Source organism: Luteibacter sp., assembly GCF_051958795.1.
Lineage (GTDB): Bacteria > Pseudomonadota > Gammaproteobacteria > Xanthomonadales > Rhodanobacteraceae > Luteibacter.
The window spans coordinates 1-8,424 of the sequence record NZ_JBQCFT010000126.1 but is presented as its reverse complement, the minus strand read 5'-3'; the positions used below and the strand labels follow the sequence as shown (position 1 = coordinate 8,424).

Here is an 8,424-nt window from a genome sequence, read left to right as displayed (position 1 = left end):
TGAAACTCGCCATCCATGGCTCGATTTCAAACGGCCGGCCCTCCATGGCCGGCCCCCTGACGGGCTGTTCCCGCCCAGCCGCCTCGCCTGCGGAACTCGCCTCGAGGGTGGGCGCCAAGGGCTCTCGGACACACTGGGGTTTAGTGGTGGGAGAGCCAACGCTGCTTCGACGGCGGGGCACGGCTTCATCGCCCTGTAGGCCATCGCGCGCAAGCGCGCACCCACAGGGGAATGGCGGCCGGGCGGCGGTGGCCGTGTGGGAGCGCGCGTGCGCGCGCCAACATTCGCGAAAGCGCCGCAGGGTCATGCCGGTCGAGGCGAAAGCTGTCGGCCACAGGGTGGCCTCCTACGAAGGCTAGGCCTTCCCAACAACACCCTCAGCGCGTCCGAGCGCTAGAAGCGATGGCGAAGCCGAGCAACCGCGAAGCCGAAGGCGAGCCCCCTCGCAGGCACAAAAAAAGCCGCGAGCAATCGCGGCTTTTTCTATTCCGAAGGCGTCGCGCTCAGCTGGCGCGGCGGACTTCTCGGTGCGGCGGGTAGTACGCGAAGAGATGCGTTGCGCCGCCGAGGAAATCGATGTTGTCGATGTGCTCGCCGCCAAGGCGCTCGGCCACGTGATCCGACGCCTCGTTACCGATGCGCACGAGACTGATCACGCGCTGCGCGTGCATCTGGTTCCAAGCGAAATCCAGGATCGCCGAGCCCGCCTCCGTCGCGTAACCGTGGTGGCGATGCTCCGGCTTCAACATCCAGCCGAGTTCCAGGTCGGGCCAGCCTTCCGGCTTCATCAGGCCCGCACGGCCGATGAACTCGCCCGTGTCCTTCAGTTCAATCGCCCACATGCCACACCCGCGCAGGGCCCAGTGGCCGAGCAGCATGGCCATGGAACGCCAGGCATTCATGCGATCGAGGGGCTGGCCGTCGCCGATCCAACGCGTGCTGTCGGCATCCGCCAGCATGTTGGCGTAGTCGTCGAAGTGGCGTTCGGTAAGCGCGGTGAGCCGCAGGCGCGGTGTTTCCAGGACGGGGATATCTGCAGTTGCCATCGAAGTGACCAGAAGATTCAACCGAGCAGGGTGGCCAAAGCGTGAGTGCTCACGCGGAGGCTTTCCTGCCAGGACAAGCCGGTTATTTTCTCACCAGTTTCGCTGTCGGCAAAGTCCTCAACCTGGCCTGGCGCGAGTAGGTGGCGGTAATCCACAGTGATTTCAGTGCCTTGCGGCAAATCCTTGGCGGCAAATATAAATCCGAGGTGCCAGAGGCCGGTCGGGCGGAAGCTATGGTTCACGTAGCACTCGTCCGGCCAGTCCGGGGACAGCGTGTAGCGGTCCTCGAACCAGCGGGCGGCGGCGAACAGGTCAGGAGAGGCCTGGATCTCGGCCCACGGATAGGTGCGATCGATGGTGTCGGGCGCCGTGACGACGCGGCCCGCGGCCACGAATTCGTCGACAAAAAGGCCCTTGCCGGCCCCCTGGATGGTCGACTCGGCGATGCGGTAACGCGGAAGGATCATTGGATCTTCTTTGCCCCAGTTCCGTGCCACGGCCCCCCGGCCTGGCATGGGGCGCGAGTGTAGCGCGTTGGGCGTGGAGTGGAAGGGCCGCCGGTGACGGCGGCCCCGTGGCTCAGCCTTCGTCGTCCGCTACGGCGGCCTTCCTGGCCTTGGCGGGCTTGGCCGGGCGCGACTTCGCCGTGGCCTTGCCGGCGTCGAGCTGGATGGCATCCCGGTTGCGGTCGACGAGCGAGCTGCCGATGCCTTTCACCTCGGCGAGCTGGTCGGCCGAGGTGAAAGGGCCATTCGCGTCGCGCCAGGCCACGATGGCCTGGGCCTTGGCGAGGCCGACGCCGTCGAGCGACTGGGCGAGGGTGGTGGCATCGGCGGTATTGATGTTGACGGGTGCGGAGGCGAACGCCGGGGCAGCGAAAAGGGCCGCGACGAAGAGCAGGTGGCGCATGGGCATGGAGGTTCCTTGGCTGGGCGCCGGATGGCGCAACGGCACTGTGCCGTGGGGCGCTTGCCGTGCTCAGCGGCGCCGAACGAGGCGGCGTGTGAGCATCTTCGGAGTCGTTGTGAAGGCGTACGCCTACGCGCTGTTACAATCGGTCTTTGCCCCATCTGGAAAGGCGAGCCATGGATACCTCCCGCATTAACTCCTTCGTCAGCGGCCTCTGGGACCAGGAAATCGTCCCGCAGCTGATCGAATACATCCGCATTCCGAACAAATCGCCGATGTTCGACGCGCAGTGGCGCGAGCACGGCTACATGGACCAGGCGGTCAAGCTGATGGAGGACTGGGCGCGTTCGAAGCTGCCGGCGCTCGAGGGCGCCAGCCTCGAGGTGGTGCGCCTTGAGGGCCGCACCCCGCTGATCTACATCGATGTGCCCGCACAGGGCGTCAGCGGCAAGGGTACGGATGAAACCGTCGTGCTCTATGGCCACCTCGACAAGCAGCCGGAAATGACCGGCTGGGCGGACGACCTCGGCCCGTGGACCCCGGTGCTGAAGGGCGACAAGCTCTACGGCCGTGGTGGCGCGGATGACGGCTACGCGATCTTCGGTTCGCTCGCCGCGCTGCTTGCGCTCCGCGAACAGGGCGTGCCGCACGCGCGTTGCGTGATCATGATCGAAGCCTGCGAGGAGTCGGGCAGCTACGACCTGCCGTACTACGTGGATCACCTCGCCGACCGCATCGGCAACCCGGCCCTCGTCGTCTGCCTGGATTCGGGCTGCGGCAACTACGACCAGCTCTGGCTCACCACCTCTTTGCGCGGCATGACCGGCGGCAACCTGACCGTGCAGGTGCTGGAAGAGGGTGTGCACTCGGGCGATGCCTCGGGCGTGGTGCCGTCCAGCTTCCGCATCCTGCGTGACCTGCTGAGCCGCCTGGAAGACCAGGAGACCGGCAAGATCCTTCCGAAGGAGCTCTACGTCGAGATCCCGGAACAGCGCAAGGCGCAGGCACGCAAGTCGGCCGACGTGCTCGGCACGGCCATCTACGACAAGTTCCCGTTCGTCGAAGGCATGCAGCCGACCACAGATGACCTCACGGAACTGGTGCTCAACCGCACCTGGCGCCCGCAGTTGTCGGTCACCGGCGTGGGCGGCATGCCGCCGCTCGAGAGCGCAGGCAACGTGCTTCGCCCGAAGACCTCGGTGAAGCTGAGTCTGCGCGTCCCGCCGACGCTTAACGGCGCCGAGGCGGGCAAGTTCCTCAAGCAGCTGCTCGAGAAGGATCCGCCGTACGGCGCGAAGGTCACCTTCGCCCTCGAGAAGGATGGCAGCGGCTGGAATGCTCCCGCCCTGTCGGCATGGCTCGAGGAGACCGTGGCCCAGGCCTCGCGGGACTACTTCGGCCAGCCGGCCGCCTACATGGGCGAGGGTGGCAGCATCCCGTTCATGGGCATGCTGGGCGAGAAGTTCCCGCAGGCGCAGTTCCTGATCACCGGTGTGCTCGGCCCGCATTCGAACGCGCACGGCCCGAATGAGTTCCTGCATATCCCGACCGGCAAGCGGGTCAGCATGGTCGTCGCCAGCGTGGTCGCCCGTCACTTCCAGGAAGCCAGCAAGGCATGACCGGTGACCTCGCCACGCTGGCTGGCCGGCTGGCGGCCGTGCGGGCGGGGATCGACGCGGCCTGCCATGCGGCGGGCCGCGACCCGGCCGAGGTCACCTTGCTGCCCGTCAGCAAGACCTTCGGCGCCGATGTGGTGGCTGAAGCGGCCGGCCTCGGGCTGCGCCGCTTCGGCGAGAACAAGGTGCAGGAGATCCAGGCGAAGGCCGCTGAACTGGCGGCGCTTGGGCTGGACTGGGTCGTGATCGGCCACCTGCAGACCAACAAGGCGAAGACCGTGGCTGCCATGGCCAGCGAGGTGCAGTCGCTGGATCGGCTGGACCTGGCGGTCGCGCTGGACAAGGCCCTGCAGGCGCCGGGGCGGGCCATCGACGTGCTGGTCCAGGTGAAGACCTCGCCGGAGGACACGAAGACCGGCCTGCCGCCCGACGAGCTCCTGCCTTTCCTCGACCAGCTCAAGGCTTTCCACTCGCTACGCGTGCGCGGGTTGATGACGATCGCGGAGCACAGCGAGGACGAGGGCGTGGTCCGGGCCAACTTCCGCGCGCTGTATCAGTGCCGGAACAGGGCGCAAGAAGCGGGCCATCCGCTCGAACGCCTGTCCATGGGCATGAGCGGCGACTATGCCCTCGCCATCGCCGAAGGCAGCACCGAAGTGCGAATTGGCAGCTCGATTTTCGGTGCACGGAATTACAAGCACTGACCAGTTCAGTTAATGGAAAACGGCAATGGGATCGCCGGGAGGCGACCCGTAAGTGCTCACATACGTGAAGCAAGTGCCTAAATCTGTTCAGGATTGTGAGCGATTCCGCGTTATTTATTACGGAATTTCGGAATTATTCCTAGGAATGGCCGTTTTTAACTTTATGCCAACAACAGGGGTAATGGGGTTTGCTAACTTCACCACTCGTTCACGGTCGTCTCACTTAAACGGCGGCTTAACTCCACGATGATCAGGCCTTCTCGCTCATGCAATTCAAGCGACTGACCGCTCTCGCGTTAGCTACCTGCTGTATCGCCGCCGTTACACCTGCCATCGCCGACACCGTCCAGGCTCCACAAGGCCTTGACCAGTCCGCGACGCTGCTCCTCACCGATCTTCCGGTCTTCGCCCCGGCCAACGGCCTGGCGCAGTCCATCATCCCGGACGCTTCGACCTTCACGCCCAAGGCTGCTGCCGCCACTGTTGCTTCGGCCCAGGACGCGCAGGAAGCCGATGCGGTCGACAGCGACGATGACGACGACAGCCTCGTCGCCGCCGCCACCGCCAAGCTAGCCGGCCACGTCGATGGCCACGCCCGCGAAGCGCTCCTCTCGTTCGCGATGAAGCTCCGTGACATCCGTTACCACCGCGGTGGCCGTACCCCGACCGCCGGCTTCGATTGCAGCGGCTTCGTCCGCTACGTGTTCGCCAAGAGCATCGGCCTCGACCTGCCCACCAACTCGGCCAGCCAGTTCCTCGCGGGGCTGTCGGTCAAGCGCACCGAAATGAAGACGGGCGACCTGGTCTTCTTCCGCACCCGCGGCAAGGCCATCTCGCACGTGGGCATCTACATTGATAACGGCCAGTTCATCCACTCCCCGTCGGCTGGCAAGACGGTGCGCGTGGATAGCCTCAACGAGGCGTACTGGTCCAAGCACTTCGCGGGCGCCAAGCGTCCCGAAGGTATCGCCAAGATCTGACGGGTCCCTTCAACGACTTTTCCGAAACGGCATGCCACGGCATGCCGTTTTTTTTTGCCGCGCGTTAATCTAGCCGGATGCCCCGGTCCCACACCCCCACCATCGGTCTCGCACGCGTCCTATCCAAGCGCGGTATCTGTTCACGCAGCCAGGGCGAGAAGCTCGCGCGCGAGGGCAGGGTGCGCGTGGATGGGCGGGTCGTTCGCGATCCCGAGTTTCCCATTCGCGGGCACGAGCGCATCGACGTGGATGGCGGGGGTGCCGAGGCCGCCGCGCCGGTCTACGTCGTGATGAACAAGCCGCGCGGCATCGTGGTGTCCGCCTCGGACGAGCGCGGCCGCGATACCGTCTATTCGCTACTGGAAGGCGCGGGGCTGCCGTGGCTCGGCCCGGTGGGCCGCCTGGACAAGGCTAGCGAAGGCCTGCTGCTTCTTTCCAACGATACGGTGTGGGCTGCAGGCATCACCGATCCGGCCACGCACGTGCCGAAGACCTATCACGTACAGGTAACCGGACGTCCGGACGACGCGACCATCGCCGCGATGCTCGAGGGTGTCGTGGACGAAGGTGAGCCGCTTCGGGCCGGTGCCGCGACCCTGCTTCGCCATGGCGAAAAGAATGCGTGGCTCGAGGTGACGCTGGATGAGGGGCGCAACCGGCATATCCGCCGGTTGATGCAGGTGCTGGGCTTCGAGGTGCAGCGCCTGGTGCGCGTGGCGATCGGCGACCTGCCGCTCGGTGAATTGCCGAAGGGCAAGTGGCGGCACCTCACTGCCAGTGAAGTAACCACGCTGCGCAAGCGCCCATCGTAGGAGCCCACCCTGTGGGCGACATCTTTCGTCCCGCCGCGACACGCCCTGTGGCGGTACCGCCACCGGCGTCGCCCACAGGGTGGGCTCCTACGACAGTCGGTTGATCAGGCTTTGAGGACACCCAGCTTCTTACCGACCTTGGTGAATGCGGCAATGGCCTTGTCCAGGTGCTCGCGCGTGTGTGCGGCGCTCATCTGCGTGCGGATGCGCGCCTTGTCCTTGGGCACCACCGGGAAGAAGAAGCCCGTGACGTAGATGCCTTCCTCGAGCAGTTCCGCGGCCATCGCCTGGGCCTGCTTCGCGTCGTAAATCATCACCGGGACGATCGGGTGCACGCCCGGGCGGATATCGAAGCCGGCTTCGGCCATCTTCTCGCGGAAGTACGCGGTGTTTGCCTTCACCTTGTCGCGCAGGTCGCCCGCCGCGGCGAGCATGTCGAACACCTTGCTGCCCGCGGCCACCACGTGCGGCGGCAGCGAGTTGCTGAACAGGTACGGGCGCGAGCGCTGGCGGAGCATCTCGATGACTTCCTTGCGGCCGGTGGTGAAGCCGCCGAGCGCACCACCCAGGGCCTTGCCGAGCGTGCCGGTGAAGATATCGATCTTGTCGAGCACGCCGTGGTACTCGGCCGAACCGCGGCCGGTGTCGCCGAGGAAGCCGGTGCAATGGCACTCGTCGATGTGGACCAGCGCGTTGTACTTCTTCGCCAGCGCGGTGATCTCATCGAGCGGCGCGATGAAGCCGTCCATCGAGAAGGCACCGTCGGTCGTGATCAGCTTGGTGCGCGCACCGGCGGCGTCCGCAGCCTGCAGCTGCGCTTCCAGGTCGGCCATGTCGCAGTTGTTGTAACGGAAGCGCTTTGCCTTGCACAGGCGGATGCCATCAATGATCGAGGCGTGGTTCAGCGCATCGGAAATGATCGCGTCTTCTTCGCCGAGCAGCGGCTCGAACAGGCCGCCGTTGGCATCGAAGCAGGCAGCGTAAAGAATGGTGTCCTCGGTGCCGAAGAAGCTGGCGATCTTCGCCTCGAGCTCCTTGTGCAGGTCCTGCGTACCGCAGATGAAGCGCACGCTGGCCATGCCGAAGCCGTGGGTGTCCAGGGCTTCCTTGGCCGCGGCGATCACCTCGGGGTGGTCGGCCAGGCCCAGGTAGTTGTTCGCGCAGAAGTTGAGCACCTTGCGGCCACCCTCGAGTTCGATCTCGGCGGACTGGGGCGACACGATGATGCGCTCGGCCTTGAACAGGCCCTGCTCACGGATGGAGGCGAGCTCGGCGGCGAGGCGTTCCTGGGCGGGATAGGACATGGGGCGTATTCCGGGACGGGGAAATCCCGATTCTACCGCGCGGACACGCTGTGGGAGCGCGCCGTGCGCGGGGAGGGAGAGACGGCGTGTGGTGCTCATGTCCCTGAGGGTGATCTCCCTGCATCTCGCAGACTGTGAGGCGGATCACCCAGTACCGTTCGGGACTCCGTGCCCCGCGTTCGCCTGGACACCCTGCTGGCGCAGCGCGGGCTGTACTCCTCGCGCTCCCGGGCCGCCGCCGCGGTACTTGCCGGGGACGTGCGGATCGGGCCCGGCCGCGAGCGCGCGGCCAAGCCCGGGCAGCCCGTCGCCGAGGACGTCGAGATCGAGGTCACCGGCCCGCCGCCGTTCGTCTCGCGGGGCGGGATCAAGCTCGCGAACGCGCTCGACGCCGTCGGGGTGGACGTCGCCGGTCGCCGGGCACTCGACGTCGGCGCCGCCACCGGCGGCTTCACCGACTGCCTGCTGCAGCGCGGCGCCGCGCGCGTGATCGCGCTCGACGTGGCCTACGGCGAGCTCGACTACCGCTTGCGGCAGGATTCCCGGGTCACCGTGATCGAGCGCACGAACGCGCGGTCGATCTCCGAGCTGCCCTACGCGCCCTCCCTGATCGTGATCGACGTCTCGTTCATCTCCCTCACGAAGGTCCTGCCGGCCGTGGTGGCGCTCGCCGCGGACGAGTTCGACTGCCTGGCGATGGTCAAGCCGCAGTTCGAGGTCGGGCGCGAGCGGCTGGGCAAGGGCGGCGTGGTGCGCGACCCGGAGCTGCGGCGCTCGGCCGTGGCGGGCGTGGCGGAGTGCGCCCGGTCCCTGGGCGCGGTCGTGCGGGGATCGGCGCCGGCCGGCCTGCCCGGGCCGGCGGGCAACCGCGAGACGTTCCTGTGGGTCGCGGCCACCGGCGAGGAGGCGGCCGTCGAGGCATGGTGAAGCGCGTCTCCGTGCTCACCCACCGCCGCACGCATCAGACGGCGCCCGCCGTGCGTGCGCTGATCGAGGCGGCGGAGCGCTCGGGGGTCGAGCTGCGCTTCTCCCGCGCGGAGGCGGCCAAGCACG

Annotated in this window: 9 protein-coding genes; 5 read left to right on the top strand and 4 right to left on the bottom strand. The window is 66.7% G+C overall.

The annotated features are described in order from the left end of the window. Window positions 1-503: 503 nt before the first annotated feature. The 3 genes from ACTHLF_RS07075 to ACTHLF_RS07065 form a co-directional block, all read right to left on the bottom strand. Complete coding sequence (locus ACTHLF_RS07075; protein WP_440326079.1) at window positions 504-1,046, bottom strand: GNAT family N-acetyltransferase; 543 nt, start codon at window positions 1,044-1,046, stop codon at window positions 504-506. Between the two features lie 17 nt (window positions 1,047-1,063). Further along, window positions 1,064-1,513, bottom strand: coding sequence for an SET domain-containing protein-lysine N-methyltransferase (locus ACTHLF_RS07070; RefSeq protein WP_440326077.1), 450 nt, complete (start codon window positions 1,511-1,513; stop codon window positions 1,064-1,066). Between the two features lie 112 nt (window positions 1,514-1,625). After that, complete coding sequence (locus ACTHLF_RS07065; RefSeq protein ID WP_440326075.1) at window positions 1,626-1,961, bottom strand: ComEA family DNA-binding protein; 336 nt, start codon at window positions 1,959-1,961, stop codon at window positions 1,626-1,628. A 170-nt stretch (window positions 1,962-2,131) separates the two neighbouring features. Between ACTHLF_RS07065 and ACTHLF_RS07060 the strand changes: the two genes are divergently transcribed. From ACTHLF_RS07060 to ACTHLF_RS07045, 4 genes are all read left to right on the top strand, one after another. Further along, window positions 2,132-3,574, top strand: a complete 1,443-nt coding sequence (locus ACTHLF_RS07060; RefSeq protein ID WP_440326073.1) for a M20 family metallopeptidase — start codon at window positions 2,132-2,134, stop codon at window positions 3,572-3,574. Continuing rightward, the gene (locus tag ACTHLF_RS07055) at window positions 3,571-4,275 is read left to right on the top strand and encodes a YggS family pyridoxal phosphate-dependent enzyme (protein ID WP_440326071.1); all 705 of its coding nucleotides are present in this window, start codon (window positions 3,571-3,573) and stop codon (window positions 4,273-4,275) included. Before ACTHLF_RS07060 ends, ACTHLF_RS07055 begins: the two co-directional genes overlap by 4 nt. Window positions 4,276-4,541: 266 nt before the next feature. Beyond that, complete coding sequence (locus ACTHLF_RS07050; RefSeq protein WP_440326069.1) at window positions 4,542-5,255, top strand: C40 family peptidase; 714 nt, start codon at window positions 4,542-4,544, stop codon at window positions 5,253-5,255. A gap of 77 nt (window positions 5,256-5,332) precedes the next feature. After that, window positions 5,333-6,067 carry a pseudouridine synthase gene (locus ACTHLF_RS07045; RefSeq protein WP_440326067.1) on the top strand — a complete coding sequence of 245 codons (735 nt, stop codon included), beginning with the start codon at window positions 5,333-5,335 and terminating at the stop codon, window positions 6,065-6,067. Between the two features lie 104 nt (window positions 6,068-6,171). Here ACTHLF_RS07045 and kbl read toward each other — a convergent pair whose 3' ends face one another. Further along, complete coding sequence (gene kbl / locus ACTHLF_RS07040; protein ID WP_440326065.1) at window positions 6,172-7,371, bottom strand: glycine C-acetyltransferase; 1,200 nt, start codon at window positions 7,369-7,371, stop codon at window positions 6,172-6,174. A 168-nt stretch (window positions 7,372-7,539) separates the two neighbouring features. On the opposite strand from kbl, the gene ACTHLF_RS07035 reads away from it, so the two are divergent. Then, entirely contained in the window at window positions 7,540-8,298 is a 759-nt protein-coding gene (locus tag ACTHLF_RS07035; protein WP_440326063.1) for a TlyA family RNA methyltransferase, read from the top strand. The last annotated feature ends 126 nt before the right edge of the window (window positions 8,299-8,424 follow it).

Coding starts and splice junctions, on each gene's coding strand:
- ACTHLF_RS07060 (WP_440326073.1), top strand. CDS start 2,132: ATGGATACCTCCCGCATTAACTCCTTCGTCAGCGGCCTCTGGGACCAG.
- ACTHLF_RS07075 (WP_440326079.1), bottom strand. CDS start 1,046: ATGGCAACTGCAGATATCCCCGTCCTGGAAACACCGCGCCTGCGGCTC.
- ACTHLF_RS07050 (WP_440326069.1), top strand. CDS start 4,542: ATGCAATTCAAGCGACTGACCGCTCTCGCGTTAGCTACCTGCTGTATC.
- ACTHLF_RS07045 (WP_440326067.1), top strand. CDS start 5,333: ATGCCCCGGTCCCACACCCCCACCATCGGTCTCGCACGCGTCCTATCC.
- ACTHLF_RS07055 (WP_440326071.1), top strand. CDS start 3,571: ATGACCGGTGACCTCGCCACGCTGGCTGGCCGGCTGGCGGCCGTGCGG.
- ACTHLF_RS07070 (WP_440326077.1), bottom strand. CDS start 1,513: ATGATCCTTCCGCGTTACCGCATCGCCGAGTCGACCATCCAGGGGGCC.
- kbl (WP_440326065.1), bottom strand. CDS start 7,371: ATGTCCTATCCCGCCCAGGAACGCCTCGCCGCCGAGCTCGCCTCCATC.
- ACTHLF_RS07065 (WP_440326075.1), bottom strand. CDS start 1,961: ATGCCCATGCGCCACCTGCTCTTCGTCGCGGCCCTTTTCGCTGCCCCG.